Annotated in this window: 12 protein-coding genes; 9 read left to right on the top strand and 3 right to left on the bottom strand. The window is 61.7% G+C overall.

Annotated features, from left to right (window positions below):
- The first annotated feature begins 20 nt into the window (after positions 1-20).
- From fliQ to cckA, 4 genes are all read left to right on the top strand, one after another.
- The gene (gene fliQ / locus AEYBE204_RS26195; RefSeq protein ID WP_023461398.1) at positions 21-284 is read left to right on the top strand and encodes a flagellar biosynthesis protein FliQ; all 264 of its coding nucleotides are present in this window, start codon (positions 21-23) and stop codon (positions 282-284) included.
- A 306-nt stretch (positions 285-590) separates the two neighbouring features.
- Complete coding sequence (fliR, locus tag AEYBE204_RS26190; RefSeq protein WP_052019313.1) at positions 591-1,316, top strand: flagellar biosynthetic protein FliR; 726 nt, start codon at positions 591-593, stop codon at positions 1,314-1,316.
- A gap of 3 nt (positions 1,317-1,319) precedes the next feature.
- Positions 1,320-2,387, top strand: coding sequence for a flagellar biosynthesis protein FlhB (gene flhB / locus AEYBE204_RS26185; RefSeq protein ID WP_023461396.1), 1,068 nt, complete (start codon positions 1,320-1,322; stop codon positions 2,385-2,387).
- A gap of 103 nt (positions 2,388-2,490) precedes the next feature.
- Positions 2,491-4,641, top strand: coding sequence for a cell cycle histidine kinase CckA (gene cckA / locus AEYBE204_RS26180; protein ID WP_023461395.1), 2,151 nt, complete (start codon positions 2,491-2,493; stop codon positions 4,639-4,641).
- 232 nt (positions 4,642-4,873) lie between these two features.
- Here the strand turns inward: cckA and AEYBE204_RS26175 are convergent, their stop codons facing one another.
- The gene (locus AEYBE204_RS26175; RefSeq protein WP_023461394.1) at positions 4,874-5,584 is read right to left on the bottom strand and encodes a FadR/GntR family transcriptional regulator; all 711 of its coding nucleotides are present in this window, start codon (positions 5,582-5,584) and stop codon (positions 4,874-4,876) included.
- A 382-nt stretch (positions 5,585-5,966) separates the two neighbouring features.
- On the opposite strand from AEYBE204_RS26175, the gene AEYBE204_RS26170 reads away from it, so the two are divergent.
- Entirely contained in the window at positions 5,967-7,622 is a 1,656-nt protein-coding gene (locus tag AEYBE204_RS26170; protein ID WP_035441715.1) for a DUF5597 domain-containing protein, read from the top strand.
- A gap of 158 nt (positions 7,623-7,780) precedes the next feature.
- Positions 7,781-10,648: a TIM-barrel domain-containing protein gene (locus AEYBE204_RS26165; RefSeq protein WP_023461392.1), complete on the top strand. Its 2,868-nt coding sequence runs from the start codon at positions 7,781-7,783 to the stop codon at positions 10,646-10,648.
- 143 nt (positions 10,649-10,791) lie between these two features.
- On the opposite strand, the gene AEYBE204_RS26160 is transcribed toward AEYBE204_RS26165, so the two are convergent.
- Both AEYBE204_RS26160 and AEYBE204_RS26155 read right to left on the bottom strand, forming a co-directional pair.
- Complete coding sequence (locus AEYBE204_RS26160; RefSeq protein ID WP_023461391.1) at positions 10,792-11,625, bottom strand: DUF1365 domain-containing protein; 834 nt, start codon at positions 11,623-11,625, stop codon at positions 10,792-10,794.
- A 169-nt stretch (positions 11,626-11,794) separates the two neighbouring features.
- Positions 11,795-13,156 (bottom strand): NAD(P)/FAD-dependent oxidoreductase, encoded by a 1,362-nt coding sequence (locus AEYBE204_RS26155; RefSeq protein WP_023461390.1) that lies wholly within the window; start codon positions 13,154-13,156, stop codon positions 11,795-11,797.
- A 127-nt stretch (positions 13,157-13,283) separates the two neighbouring features.
- Between AEYBE204_RS26155 and AEYBE204_RS26150 the strand changes: the two genes are divergently transcribed.
- Genes AEYBE204_RS26150 through AEYBE204_RS26140 form a run of 3 tightly spaced genes read left to right on the top strand, consistent with a single transcriptional unit; the run spans position 13,284 to position 15,044 of the window.
- Positions 13,284-13,946 carry a sigma-70 family RNA polymerase sigma factor gene (locus tag AEYBE204_RS26150; protein ID WP_155908272.1) on the top strand — a complete coding sequence of 221 codons (663 nt, stop codon included), beginning with the start codon at positions 13,284-13,286 and terminating at the stop codon, positions 13,944-13,946.
- On the top strand, positions 13,943-14,596 hold the full coding sequence (locus AEYBE204_RS26145) for a ChrR family anti-sigma-E factor (RefSeq protein ID WP_023461388.1): 654 nt from the start codon (positions 13,943-13,945) through the stop codon (positions 14,594-14,596). Before AEYBE204_RS26150 ends, AEYBE204_RS26145 begins: the two co-directional genes overlap by 4 nt.
- A 22-nt stretch (positions 14,597-14,618) precedes the next feature.
- The gene (locus AEYBE204_RS26140; RefSeq protein ID WP_023461387.1) at positions 14,619-15,044 is read left to right on the top strand and encodes a DUF2177 family protein; all 426 of its coding nucleotides are present in this window, start codon (positions 14,619-14,621) and stop codon (positions 15,042-15,044) included.
- The last annotated feature ends 54 nt before the right edge of the window (positions 15,045-15,098 follow it).

The raw sequence follows: 15,098 nt of genomic DNA, 5'->3' as shown, positions 1-15,098 counted from the left end.
ATAGTTGAGGGTGTTTTGCGATGACGGGTACCGAAGTGCTGGGCGTAGGGCGTGACGCGATCTGGCTGACCATTCAGCTCTGTGCGCCGGTGCTGATCGTCGGCCTCGTCGTCGGGGTTGTGATCGGCCTGTTTCAGGCCCTGACCCAGATTCAGGAACAGACCCTTATCTATGCCCCGAAAATCATCGCCGTTTTCGTGACCCTGCTGCTGGTTCTGCCGCTGATGGGGGCGCTGCTGACGGGCTTTATGAAAGAGATCGCCGGCAAGATCGCCGGGATGTAGGCCCGCCGCGGGAATCGCGGCATAGGTGGCGATCATGGCGCGTGTCACAAAATATAATGCGAACGTTTCTCCTCCCTGTCGCGGTAGCGATGGGGAGGTGGCGCGCCGGCGCTTTAGCGAAGGCGTGACGGAGGGGGGTGACACCGTAAGCTTCGCCCCCTCCGTCATTCTCGCTACGCTCAAATGCCACCTCCCCATGCCTTCGGCACAGGGAGGAGAATAGTTTTGATCCCCACGGCCCCGTCGCCCGATTTTGCTACCGAAGTGGCGTCCTTCTTCGGGACGTCGCAGACCGTGTTCACGGCCATGCTGATCTTCGTGCGGCTGGGGGCGGTGGCGACCCTGTTGCCGGGGATGGGCGATCAGGCCGTGCCGCCGCGCATCCGTCTGTCGTTCGCTCTGGTCTTTACGCTGATGCTGATCCCGGTCTTGCGGACCCAGATGCCCGCCCTGCCGCCGACCCTGGGGGCGATGGTCGGGCTGGTCATCCACGAGGTGCTGATCGGCCTGATGCTGGGGATGCTGATGCGGACCTTCATCGCGGCCCTGCTCATCGCCGGGGAAATCCTGTCGCTGCAAACGACCCTGTCGTTCGCCCAGACCGCCAATCCGGCCCAGGCGCAGCCCAGCGCCAGTCTGGCCACCTTTCTGTCCATGCTGGGACTCGTCCTGATCTACGCCACCAACCTGCACCATATGTTCATCGCCGCCATGCTCGATTCCTATTCGGTCTTTCCGCCGCTCAAGCCCGTCATGGTCGCCGATGCGGGCAGCCTGATGATCCGCACCGTGGCCGACACCTTCATGCTGGCCTTGCAGATGTCGACGCCGATCATCGTCTTCGGGCTGGTGTTCAATATCGCCGCCGGATTCGTCGGCCGCATCATGCCGGCCTTTCCGGTCTTCTTCGCCGTATCGCCCTTGAGCGTCCTCTTCGGCCTGTTCATCTTCGCCGTCGGGCTGGGGGGAACGGGCATGGTCTTCATCGACCACTACGAAGAGTTCCTCACCATATTTGTCCGGAGTCGGTAGGATATGGCTGAGGAAGGTGAAGACAAAACCGAAGAGGCCTCCGCCCAGAAACTGGCCGAGGCCCGGAAAAAGGGCGATGTCGCCAAGTCAGGCGATATACCGCAGGCGCTCTCGCTGATCTTCGCCTGCGCGGTGATCATCATGTACGGCGAGAAGATCGCCCTGTCCCTCACCGAGACCCTGACGGTCTTTATCGCCATGCCGCACCAGTTGCTGGATTCGCTACAGGGCGACGGCGGGGTGACCATCGCCAACGCCGTCATGTTCCGCGTGCTGCCGATCATCGGGCTGGTCATGCTGGTCGCGGCGGCGGGCGGCGTGATCGGTAATGTTGCTCAGACCGGCCTGATGTTCAATGCCGAGAAGCTCAAGCCCGACTGGACGAAGCTCAACCCGATGTCGGGTTTCAAGCGCCTGTTCGGGGTCGATGCCCTGATCCAGTTCGCCAAGACCCTGATCAAGCTGGTCGCGGTGGGCTTCATCACCTATCTGATCCTGAAGGGGCGGGCGGTCGATATCAACGGCCTGACCGGTGCGTCGCCGATGCTGATCCTGCCCTATTCGCGCGAGGTGTTCATCTCGCTGGCGGTGGCGGTGTGCCTGTTCCTGGCGCTGGAGGGCGGGGCCGATTTCTTCATCCAGAAGTTCCGCTTCATGCAGCGGATGAAGATGTCGAAAACCGAACTGAAGGACGAATACAAGCAGGCGGAAGGCGATCCGCACGTCAAGGGCCGTCTCAAGCAGATCCGGATGGAAAAGTCGCGTCAGCGCATGATGGCGAACGTCCCCAAGGCGACCGTCGTCATCACCAACCCCACCCACTACGCCGTAGCTTTGCGCTACGATAACGAAACGCCGGCCCCGACCTGCGTGGCCAAGGGCGTCGATGCGGTGGCCCTGAAAATCCGCGAAGTGGCGGGCGAACACGATATCACCATCGTCGAAGACCCGCCCCTGGCGCGGGCGCTCTATGCCGCGATCGATGTCGACGAGATCATCCCCGAAGCCCATTTTCAGGCCGTGGCCAAGATCATCTCCTTCGTCATGGCGAAGAAAAAACGTGGTTTTTAACGACCCTTTCTAGAGCGTTAGAGAATAAGCAGTCATGGACGGCAAAACAGGTTAATATCGACCGATTCGTTTGCCCTTTAGGGCTTTGACACTGAGGTCCGCCTTGTCCCTGTCGTCTCCTGCCGTTTCCGTCCCGCGCGCGTCAGCTTTCGAGCGTATTCGTGAGTTCGCCAGTCCGTGGGTCTTGGCCGCCGTCGCGGTGGGCGTCGTCGTGGCGTGCGCGGCCTTCTGGGTCATCGCGGGCGAGCTTCCGGCGGGCGTGATTCTGGCCATTTTGCTGATCGCCATGGGGATCGTGGTGTCGCTGGGCTTGTTTACCTTTTCTACCGATGCCGAAGACGACAACACCGGTCTGGGGGCGCAGCACCTGGTCGATGCTCTGGCCGAGCCCGCGGCGATCGCCGGGTTCGACGGGCGTATCCTGTCGGCCAATCCGGCGTGGCGCGACGCGGGCGGCAATCTGCGCCGCCTGCCGCAGGGGGACGAGGCTCCGGCTTTGTTTACCGCCATGCGCGAAGCGCGTTCGCAAGGGGCGGGACGGGCGCTGGTTCGTCTCGGCAGTTTCGATTTCGAGATGCTGGTCTCGCGTCTGGGCGACGAGCAAGTACTGGTCCGCGCCGGATCGCAGGGCGTTCTGGGCACGGGGCTTCTGCTCAATCACGAGGTCGCTCCGGCAGCGGTCAATGGTCCCGCTTTTCTCGACACCGAAATCGAGGATGACACGCCCGCACCGGTGGTTGAGATCGCCCCGGCAGCCTTCGACGGCACGTCCGCGCCCTTCGGTCAGGCGCTGGTGCGCGGCGATACTGTGCTGGGCGGCGAGCTGGTCCACGTCAATACGGCCTTTGCCCGCCTGATGGGCCGCTCGCAGTCCGAATTGACGGGGAAGGTGTGGGGCGACCTTCTGGAAGCTTCGGCGCGCGAAGAGATGCAGACCAAGCTCGACCTGAAATCCGCAGGCCCGTTCGAGGTGCGCCTCGACGGCAACAAGGATCTGCCGTTGCAGGTGTTGTTCGCCGCGTCTGAGGGCGGCTACATGCTGTATGTCTTCGATATTTCCGAACAAAAACAACTGGAGCAGAGCCTGGCTCAGGTCCAGAAGATGCAGGCCATCGGGCAGTTCGCCGGCGGTGTGGCGCACGACCTGAACAACCTTCTGACCGGCCTCAAGCTGCGCGTCGAGGACCTGCTGCATAACCATCCGCTCGGCGATCCGTCCTACGACGGGCTCAACGAAATCCGCCAGATCAGCGTCCGCGCCGAAGATCTGGTGCGCAAGCTGCTGGCCTTCTCGCGCAAGCAGACCGTCAAGCGCGTGACGCACAATCTGGGCGAACTTATCTCCGAATCCGAAGTGCTTCTGCGCCGCCTAATGCGCGAAGACGTCAAGCTGGAGACCGAATACGGCCGCGATCTGCCCGACATCCACGCCGACAAGGGCCAGATGGAAATGGCGGTGATGAACCTCGTCGTCAATGCCCGCGACGCGGTGCATACGGCGGGCGGCGGGCGCGTCAAGATCAAGACGGCGGCTCTGTCACAGGCCGAGGCGGTGGCGCAGGGCTGGGCCGATGCCCCCGTTCAGGGCGCAGCCCTGATCGAGGTGTCGGACAACGGGCCCGGCATCGCGCCGGAGATCATGACCAAGGTCTTCGAGCCGTTCTTTACCACGAAACCGCTGGGCGAGGGGACCGGGCTGGGGCTGGCGACTGTCTATGGTATCGTCAATCAGGCCGACGGCCACATCGTCATCCAGTCGGTGGTGGCCCCCGAACCTGGCCACGGCGCAACGTTCAAGCTGTTCCTGCCGGTCAAGGTCCGCGTCGAAAAGCCTGCCGGTGAGGTCAAGCCCGCCGCGCCGGTCAAGGTTACGCCCAAGGACCTGTCGGGCGCGGGTCGCATCCTGTTCGTCGAAGACGAGGAAATCGTCCGCGGTATCGCCGCCCGTCTGCTGCGTCAGCGCGGCTACGAGGTGACCGAGGCCTGCGATGGCGAAGAGGCGCTCGATATCATCGAGGGCGGCGGCAAGTTCGATCTGCTGATTTCGGACGTCATCATGCCGGGTCTGGACGGGCCGTCGATGCTGAAAAAGGCGCGGCCTTATCTCGGGAATGTGCCGGTGATGTTCATTTCAGGCTATGCCGAGGCCGAGTTCTCGGACCTGCTGGAAGATGAGATCGGGGTGTCGTTCCTGCCCAAGCCGTTGGACATCAAGACCCTGGCCGAGAAGGTCAAGGAACAACTGGCGGCGTAACGCTCTCCCTCCTCCCTGTGCCTCAGGCATGGGGAGGTGGCGACGAGCATAGCGAGACGACGGAGGGGGCGCGAAGCGCTAACCAAGATCGCAGCCTGCACAAACGTTCTGAGTCATCCCCCTCCGTCATTTTTGCTGACGCTCAAATGCCACCTCCCCACTGCGTAGGGAGGAGGGAGTACAACTGACGGGTGCAGGGCCAAATATCTTAAAATGGGGACCCTGCCCCTGCCTACTCCGCTGCCGTGGTCGGATCGTAGATCTCGATCAGGGCCAGAGACTCCAGCAGGATGGCGCGCATGGCGGCCTGAGCGCCGTCGGCGTCGCCTTTTTCAATCGCGATCAGCACGTCTTCGTGGGCCGGGACCGAGGCCGTATGACCGGAAATACGGTTGGTGATGCTGATCGACAGGCGCAGCGCCGTATTGATCAGTTCGCGCAGCTGCCAGAAGAACGGATTACCCGAGGCGCGCAGGATGGCGACGTGGAATTCGATATCGGCGGTCAGGGATTGTTCCGGATCGGCGGCATGGGTGTTCATCCCGTCGAGACCGTCGCGGATGCGGCGAATATCGGCCGCGTCGCCGCGCCGGGCCGCCAGATAGGCGGCGGTCGGCTCGATGGCCAGACGGACTTCGCTGAATTCGCGATAGATCTTGTTCGAGAACGGCCGTTCCATCAGCCAGCGCGTCACGTCCGGATCGAGCAGGTTCCACTTGCCGACCGGCTCGACCTTGGTCCCCTGACGCGGGCGGGCGCTGAGCAGGCCCTTGGCGGTGAGCATCTTGACCGCTTCGCGCGCGACGGTGCGGCTGGCGGAAAACTGCGTACAGAGTTCGGCCTCGGTCGGAAAACCCTTGCCGTCGTAAAAGCCGGAAACGATCGATTGCCCCAGGGTTTCCAGAAGGCCGTAGGTGAGGCTGACGCCTTTAGAAGTGCGCATGGAACGGGAGCCTGTAGGCAAATGAGTCTTCTTATCTGGTCTTAAACGACAAATTTTACCGTGATTGTCCAGTACCAAACGCAAAAGGCGAAAGATTTATGTCAGGCAGCGCCCGATAATCGGGTGTCACCGGCGCTAATTGATAGCGTTATCATTTAAGGCTTGCGCCCTTGAGGCGGGGCCGATAGTCTTTTATAACATAATAAACGGGACGGCCTGAGTAGCCGCCCGACAGGATAGGGAACAATGCCGGACAGAGGCGCCGCCGCGTAACGCGCGGAACCTTGTCATCCCCGTGAAAAGGACAATGGGGTTTCGCGTTTGCGAGGCCTGTGTTTTGACGCGCCATTCATAAGGCGCGCGAAGGTTCAGGGAGGTGGCTATGTCTGTATCTGCAATGTCGCGACGGCTGTGTCTGGCGGTCGCCGCAACGGTTTTGGCGGCTATGCCCGCAGGGGCCGCCCCGGGTGACGCAAGCCTGCCGCATATCGTCAAGACGAACGGCAAGACGGCGCTGATGGTCGATGGCGCGCCCTACCTGATCCTGGGGGCGCAGGCCAATAATTCGTCGAACTATATCCCGCAATTACCTAAGGTCTGGCCGGCGCTGAAGGACATCCACGCCAATACGCTGGAAATCCCCGTGGCGTGGGAACAGATCGAGCCCGAAGAGGGAAAGTTCGATTTTACCTATGTCGACGAACTGGTCAGGCAGGCGCGTGACAACGATGTACGGCTGGTGCTTCTGTGGTTCGGGACGTGGAAGAACACCTCGCCGAACTATGCGCCGGCGTGGGTCAAGCTCGACAACAAGCGCTTTCCGCGCATGACCAAAAAGGACGGGACCCTGTCCTACTGCCTGTCGCCGATGGAGCGCACGACTCTGGAGGCCGACAAAAAGGCCTTCGTCGCCCTGATGACCCACCTGAAAGCCATCGACGGCGACCGGCATACCGTGATCATGATCCAGCCGCAGAACGAGTCCGGCACCTATGGCAGCGTGCGCGACTATTCCCCGAAGGCCAATAAGGTCTTTGCCGGTCAGGTGCCGCAGGCCCTGCTGAAAAAGAAGGGCATTGCGAAAGGCGGGACGTGGAGCGAGGTCTTCGGCAAGAACGCCGACGAATATTTCCACGCCTGGCATATCGCCAGCTATATCAACGAGGTCGCCGCTGCCGGGCGCAAGGTCTACGACCTGCCCATGTACGTCAATGCGGCGCTGCGCGAACCGCTGGTCGAGGTCGGGCCGGAGACCTATTCGTCGGGGGGCCCGACGCACAACGTCATCGACATCTATCAGGCGGCGGCGCCCGCCATCGATATCATCGCCCCGGATATCTACAAGCGCGATTCTAAGAATTACGAGGCGGTGCTCGACCTTTACACCAGGCACGACAACCCGCTGTTCGTGCCGGAAACCGGCTCGGATACCGAATTTGCGCGCTATATCTTCTCGGTCTTCGGACGCGGCGGGATCGGCTTCGCGCCGTTCGGCATCGACTATACGGGCTATACCAACTATCCGCTGGGCGGTCGCGACATCACGCCGGAGGGGTTGAAGCCGTTCCGCGAAAAATACGCCGTCTTCGCCCCGATGGCGCGCGAATGGGCGAAGCTGGCCTTTGAGAACACGGTTTGGGGCGTGGCCGAGGCCGACGACCGCAAGCCGCAGACGATCGATCTGGGCGGTAAGTGGAAGGCCGATATCGTCTATGGCGAATGGCAGTTCGGTCAGACCGACTGGAAATGGCTGGGGACTTTCGATCCGGTGCCGGGGCGTGAAAAGCCGAACGGCGGCGTCGTGGTGGCGCAGTTGTCGGAGGACGAGTTTCTGCTGACCGGCGTCCATGCCCGCGTCAATTTCGGGCTGGGGCCCAAGAATAAAGGCAAGAACCTGATCTTTGATCGCGTCGAACAGGGGCATTTCGACAAGGGCCAATGGGTCGTCGATTTCGTGTGGAACGGTGACCAGACGGACTACGGTCTGAACCTGATCGGGCAACCGGCGATTTTGAAGGTCAAGCTGGCGACGTATTGACTGACCCCGTGGTCGCAAAAATAAACCCCCTCGCCCCTTCGGGGAGAGGGTTGGGGTGAGGGGGCAACCGTCCGAGTTCCCGACTCCCCCTCATCCGCCGCTTTGCGGCACCTTCTCCCCGTAGGGGCGAAGGGAAGAAAAAAATCAGGGAGCAAACAATGAAACCTTATATCTACGCATCCGCTTTCGCTGCCACGCTGATGGCGTCGACCGCTTTGGCGGGGACCTATACGAAGACCGACGCCGGCATTGTGGTCAAACCCGACACCGGCCCCAAAGAAATTCGCCTCGACGTCATCAACGACTCGATTATCCACGTCGTGGCGGTCGACGACCCGGCGCGTGAACAACTGCCGTCGCTGATGGCCATCGCCAAACCGGAAGGTAAATTCACCGTCACCGACGGCAAGGGTGTCGTGGTGCTGAAAGCCGCCAAGGCCTCGGCGCAGGTCAATCTCGCTACCGGCAAGATCACCTTCTTCAATGCGAAGGGGCAAGCCGTCCTGACCGAGGCCAGGAGCGCCATTACGCCTGTTACCATCGAAGGCAAGTCTTACGTCGCCACTTCTGCGCAGTTCAATACCAACACACGCGAGGCCTTCTACGGTCTGGGGCAGCACCAGAACGCCCAGATGAACCTCAATGGCGAAGACGTCGAACTGCGCCAGCATAATATGGACATCGGCATCCCCTTCGTCGTGTCGGACAGGAACTACGGCGTGCTGTGGGACAATAATTCCGTCACGCGCTTCGGCAATCCGGTGCGCTTCGGTCTGGCCTCGCGCGATCTGAAACTCACCGCACAGGATGGCTCACGCGGTCTGACGGCGAAATACTATGTCGACGACACGCTGGTCCTGACCCGCGTCGAGCCGGATATCCGCTATCAGTTCCTCGCCGATGTCGACGCCTACTGGCCGAAGGACGCCGCCCTGACGCCCGCCGCGACCAAGGGCAAGACGGTTCGCGTCGTCTGGGAAGGGACGATGGCGTCCGACACACCCGGTGTCCACAGAATGCGGCTCTATTCGTCGGACTACGCCACGCTCACCGTCGGCGGCAAGGTCGTCTATGACAAGATCTGGCGGCAGGGCTGGAACCCCTGGTACCACAATTTCGAGCAGACCTTCGCCAAGGGCAAGCCGGTGCCGGTCAGGGTCGAGTGGGTGCCGTCGGGGGGCATGGTCTCGCTGCATCACTCCGATCCGGAAGCGGCGGCGGATAAACATTCCCTGCGTTTTGCGTCGGAAGCCGGGACGGGGCTTAACTACTACTTCATCAGCGCCGACTCGATGCAGGGCGTTATCGGCGGCTATCACCACGTCACCGGCGCCCCGCCGATGATGCCGAAATGGGCCTATGGCTACTGGCAGTCGCGCCAGCGCTATGAGACGCAGGACCAGTTGCTGGGGGTGCTCAAGACCTATCGCGACAACAAATGGCCGATCGACAATATGGTGCAGGACTGGTTCTACTGGCCCGAAGACCAGTGGGGCAGCCACCAGTTCGACCCGAAACGCTTCCCCGATCCGAAGGGTCTGGTCGACGGCGTGCACGCCCTGAACGCGCGGATCATGATCTCGATCTGGGGCAAGTTCTACCCCAATACCGACAACTACAAGGAACTGGACGCCAAGGGCTATATGTGGCGCAAGAACGTCGAGCTGGGGGCCAAGGACTGGGTGGGCAAGGGCTATCTCAACAGCCACTATTCGCCCTATAATCAGGAAGCCCGCGATATCTATTACCGCCAGATGAAGGAGGGCCTCGTCAAATACGGCTTCGACGCCTGGTGGATGGACAATACCGAGCCGGACGTGCGCTCCAACACCTCGCCGGAGGAATTCGCCTCCCTCATCACGCCGACCCAGATGGGGCCGGGGGCCTTGGTGCATAACGCCTATGCGACCATGAACACCCAGGCCATGTACGATGGCCTGAAAAAAGATCAGCCCGATACGCGGCAGTTCATCCTGACGCGGTCGGGTTTCGGCGGCGTGCAGCGCAATGCCGCGGCCCTGTGGTCGGGCGACGTGGTGGGGACGTGGCCCAACCTCTTCGATCAGATTTCGGCGGGGGTTCAGACGGGCTTTTCCGGCGTGCCCAACTGGACCCACGATATCGGCGGCTACGCGCAGGAAACGCGCTTTCAGGGCACGGATGTCGGCGGTTTGCAGGAGAACCGCGCCGGTGGCGGCAAAGGCACGGCGGAGGATCTGAAAGAGTGGCGCGAGTTGAACCAGCGCTGGTTCCAGTTCGGGGCCTTTTCGCCGCTGTTCCGCTCGCACGGTGAAGGCGTCAAGCGCGAGATCCATGAAATTTCTCCGGCGGGGTCGCCGATGCGCGCCAATCTGGTGTGGTTCCTTGAGCTGCGCTACCGCCTGATGCCTTACATCTACAGCGCCGCCGCCGACAGCCACTACGAGTCCGCCCCGATCATGCGCGGCTTCGCCCTCGATTTCCCGGCGGATGCGAAGGGCAAGGACGTCAAGGACGCCTATATGTTCGGCAAGGCCTTCCTCGTCGCGCCGGTTTATCGTTACAAGGCGACGTCGCGCGCGGTCTATTTCCCGGCGGGGGCAAGCTGGTACAACGCCTGGACCGGCGCAGTGGTCAAGGGCGGGCAGACCATGACGGTGGCCGCGCCGCTCGATCAGATGCCGCTGTTTGTCCGTGCGGGCTCGATCGTGCCGATGGGGCCGGTCATTCAGTACGTCGATGAAAAGCCTGACGCGCCGCTGACGATCAATGTCTATACCGGTGCGGACGGCAACTACAGCCTCTATGAGGATGACGGCGTGTCGAACGGCTATGTGAAGGGCAAACTTACGCGTATCCCGTTCGACTATGACGATAAAACCGGCGAACTGACCATCGGCGCACGCACGGGCCAGTACGACACAATGGTCGCGGCGCGGACGTTCAAGGTGCGCTTCCTCAAGGCCGGCGACAAGACGACGGACTTCGATGCGGCAGCGATCAACGTGGCCTATTCCGGCAATGCGTTAAAAGTGAAGCGGCCGTAACCCTTTATACCTCCCCAGTTTACTGGGGAGGGGGACCATTCGTGAAACGAATGGTGGCGGGGGCCTTCGCCGTCGTTGTACAGTTCGCAGCGGGCCGCAGATTTATTCGCGATATCTACGCGAGCCCCCCTCCGTCTCGCCGCCTATCGGCATCGATCCACCTCCCCCGGCACGCCGGGGGAGTATGAGGGAGAGGTTTCGCCCACGCTGAACGGTTCGGGGGTCTGTTTCGGGCCGGGGCGGTATTTGAGGCCCTTTAGCCAGAGTTTCAGCGCCTCCCAGTGGATGCCCCAGACGACCTTGAGCGTCATCAGCGGCATCGCGAAGAAATAGCGCATCAGCACGCGGTCGGTGAGCGGCTCGCGCTTCGCCCTAAACGTCGCGGTCAGCATCTTGTCGCGCCGGTCGCCGGTGACCTGCTCCAGCTGGATATGCAGGCTGAAGCGGTCTTCGGGTGGCGTCACATCGAACCGATAGGCCATGTCCATATCCATGAACGGCGAGACGTGCAGGCGCTTATCTGCGGCCTGACGGATGCGTTTGTCATCGCGCACCGGCAGGACGTAGCAGTGCCGGTCGCCGAAGGTGTTGTTGACCTGATAGACGATGGCGCGCAGGTCGCCCTCGGCCTTCTGCACGAAATAGAGCGCGATGGGATTGAACACGAAGCCCAGCACGCGCGGCATGGCGAGCAGGAACAGTTTGTCGGTGGCTTTGTATAGGCCTTGTGGTGCAAGCAGCGCGATGATCCGCTCACGCAACGGCGCGGTGGTGTCGCCCTTGACCGGGCCGTGGTCGCGCTCGTAAAACCCCAGCCAGTTGAAGCGGTTCAGACCGAGGGCTTTCAACGGTTTGATCGTCTGGTCGAGCGTGTCGAGGTCGAGCAGGATCTGAAATATCGAATATTCGAGGTGGTGGACCCTGGGCGCAAAGCGATGGTGCATCACCGGCCCGGCATAGAGGGCGGGGATGATCATCTGTCTCCTCCCTGTGCCGAAGGCATGGGGAGGTGGCGCGTCGGCGCGTGAGCGGCGACGTGACGGAGGGGGGGGACACTGTAAGCTTCGCCCCCTCCGTCAGCTTCACTTTGTTCGCTGACACCTCCCCATGCTTCGCACAGGGAGGAGGGAGGCCCGATAACGCTTTTCATTCCGCCGCCTCCGCCAGCACCGGCATGTCCGGACGCCAATGGATGCGCGAGCGGCCCCAGTCGAAAACCCAAGGACGCTCGACGCCACTGATCGCTTCGGCGACGGCGAGGCCCGATTGCAGGCCGTCTTCGTGGAAGCCCGACCCGAAGTAAGCGCCGCAGAACCACGTGTTGCGCGTACCCTGAATCTCGCCCAGACGGCCTTGCGCGGCGATGGCGGCCTGATTGAACAGGGGGTGGTCGAATGGCATGGTCTTGATGATTTTCGCCGGATCGACCGGGCGCACCGGATTGAGCGTCACGAACAGGTCTTTGCCCTTTATACCTTGCAACAGGTTCATCCAGTAGGTGACGCACAGCATCCGGCCCGAGCTCACCTCGTCTTCGCGGCCGATATAGTTCCAGCTTGACCAGGCGTGCTTACGCTTGGGCATCAGGGCCTCGTCCGTGTGCAGGACGACCGTGTTGTCGGTATATTGAAACTGCCCCAGAATATCGCGTTCGGTTGCATCGGCGTCGGCGATTATCCGCAGGGTATCGTGCGCGTGGCTGGCGAAGACGACCTGATCGAATTCGTACACCGCGCCGTGCTGATCGGTGAGGGTCACGCCGCCCGCGTGACGCGTGGCCGAGGCAATGCCGCAACCGGTGCGGATACGGTCGCGGAATGGCGCGATCAGGGCTTTGACATAGGCCTGAGACCCGCCGGTGACCGTGCGCCAATGGATGCGGTCGGTCAGCTTGAGCAGGCCGTGGTTCTCAAAAAAGGTGATGAAGGCGCGGAACGGGTAGTCCATGATTTCCGCTGCCGAGGTCGACCAGATGGCGGCGGCCTGGGGCAGAAGGTGGTCTTCGACGAAGGCGCGCGAATAGCGCTTTTGCTTAAGATATTGCCCCAGCGTCAGGTCGTCGCAGGCCGTCGAGGCCTTGTCGATCGGGGCCTGCTTATAAAAGCGCAGCAGATCCCACAGCAGTTTCAGGAACCGCGGACGGGCGACATTGCGCCATTGTGCCAGAAGGCCGGACAAGGATACAGAAGCATATTCGAGGTCGCCCTCATCGATGGAGACCCCGAACGACATATCCGACAACTGGTGTCTGACGCCCAAATGGTTGAACAGCGCCGTCAGGTTGGGATAGCACGGCGTGTTGAAGACGATGAAGCCCATATCGACCCACAGCGGTTCGGCGTCGGTGCCGATATTGACGCTGTGGCTGTGGCCGCCGGGCGCGTTGTCTTTTTCGAACACCGTGATATCCGCGTGCGGATGCAGGTGCCACGCCGCCGACAGGCCGGAAATACCGGTGCCGACGATAGCGATCTTTGGGCGGCCAGAATAAGGGCGGGCGTCGTACATGCGGTACTCTCTTGATGACTCTATACGAGTGGTACGACCTTACGGCGGGGACAGATCATAGAGGCGACGATAACAGAGTTGTTTTCAAAGTTGTGATCCATATTCGACCCTGTCGCGTAGAACCGGCATGACTTCGCGAACGAGCCCCCATGCTGTACCGAAAAAGGCTTTTGACCCGGAACCGTTTCTGGGGTCATCTGGCGGCATGATCGTCAGCGACCACAGTCCGGCGGGCCGAAACGAGCCCGCATCGCCCGAAGCCCTGATCCTCCGCATTGCCGAGGCGCGCGACCGCGACGCCTATGCGCAACTGTTCACAACCTATGCGCCGAAGCTCAAGGCCTTCATGATGGGGCGCGGCCTCAGCCCGAACGAGGCCGAGGATCTGGCGCAGGACGCTCTGCTCAATGTCTGGCGCAAGGCCAGCTATTTCGATCCGTCGAAGGCCGCCGCGACGACCTGGATATATTCGATTGCCCGTAACCTGCATATCGACGGCGTACGCAAGCTCAAGCGCGCCCGCGATTTGCCGGAGGATCTATGGGCTCAGGAGCCCGATACCGCCGCCGACGTGGCGGTGATCGGGGCCGAGGACGCCCGCACGGTTGCCGTCCTGATCGACACCCTGCCGCCGGAGCAGATTGAGGTCATAAGACTGTCGTTTTTTGAAGATTTGTCGCACGGTGATATCGCCACGGCGCTGTCGATTCCGCTGGGGACGGTCAAGTCGCGCCTTCGGCTGGCCATGATGCGCCTGCGCACTGCTTTTGATACAGGTACCCGCGTATGACTAAGATAAACCACCACGTTGACGAGTTGCTGCTGCTCGATTATCACAATGGACGGCTGAACGCCGGTCAAGGCCTGCTGGTTGGCACGCATGTGGAGATGTGCAGCCATTGCCGCTCGCAACTGCGCCTGTTCGACGCCATCGGCGCGGCGCTGTTGCAGCATACGCCGCCGGTAGCGATGCGCACCGACGCGCTGGAACTGGCTCTGGCGCGGATCGAGCGTCCGGAAGAAGTTGCGGCCCCCGCCGTACCGGTCCTGCCTGCCTATCTGCAAGGGATCGCCCTGCCGGCAGGTCTGCGTCAGACGGCGTTCAGGAAGCGCTACTGGGCCGCGCCCGGTGTGTGGATGGCGCATGTCGATACGCCCAAGGACGGCAAGTCGCTGACCTATCTGATGCACGTCAAGGGCGGCATGGAAATGCCGGTCCACGACCATGAGGGACTGGAAATGACTCTGGTCCTGACAGGGACGTTCAGCGACCATAACGGCGTCTACCAACCCGGCGACTGCATCAGCTGCACCGAGGGCGACCACCATGCTCCGGCCATTGCAGCGGGCGAAGACTGCCTGTGCCTGATCGCGGCGCTCGCGCCGATCGCGCCAAAAACGCTTTTGGGTAAACTGCTCAAGCCTTTCGCACGTATATAGATTTTACCCTCGGAGAGGTGAGATGAAGATGTTCCTGATCGCCCTCGTACTCACTCTTGTCGCCGTTGCCGTTCTCGACGCCCTGTGGCTCGGGACCATGACCGGACGCCTGTACCGTCCGCTGATGGGGAACCTGCTCGCCGACAAGTTCAACATGGTGGCCGCCGTGACCTTCTACCTGATGTACGGGTTCGGCGTGACGTGGTTCCTCGTCTTTCCGGCGCTGAACGGCACCTTGCCCACCAACGGTTTGTCGGCAGGCGTCGCCCTGACGATCAATGCCGCTCTGCTGGGGTTGCTGGCCTATGGCACCTATAATTTGACGGCGCTGGCGGTGATCCGCGACTGGTCGCTGAAACTGACGCTTATAGATATGGTCTGGGGCATGGTCCTGACGACCGCGAGCGCCCATGCGGCGGTCTTTGCCGCGCGACTCTTCCGCCTATAGATTTTTTATACCGAGTGGCGTTCCCATAGATATTAACAGAACGGCGGGAGACGA

The sequence above is a fragment of the Asticcacaulis sp. YBE204 genome, from assembly GCF_000495855.1.
Lineage (GTDB): Bacteria > Pseudomonadota > Alphaproteobacteria > Caulobacterales > Caulobacteraceae > Asticcacaulis.
This window is presented reverse-complemented; position numbering and strand designations above follow the sequence as displayed.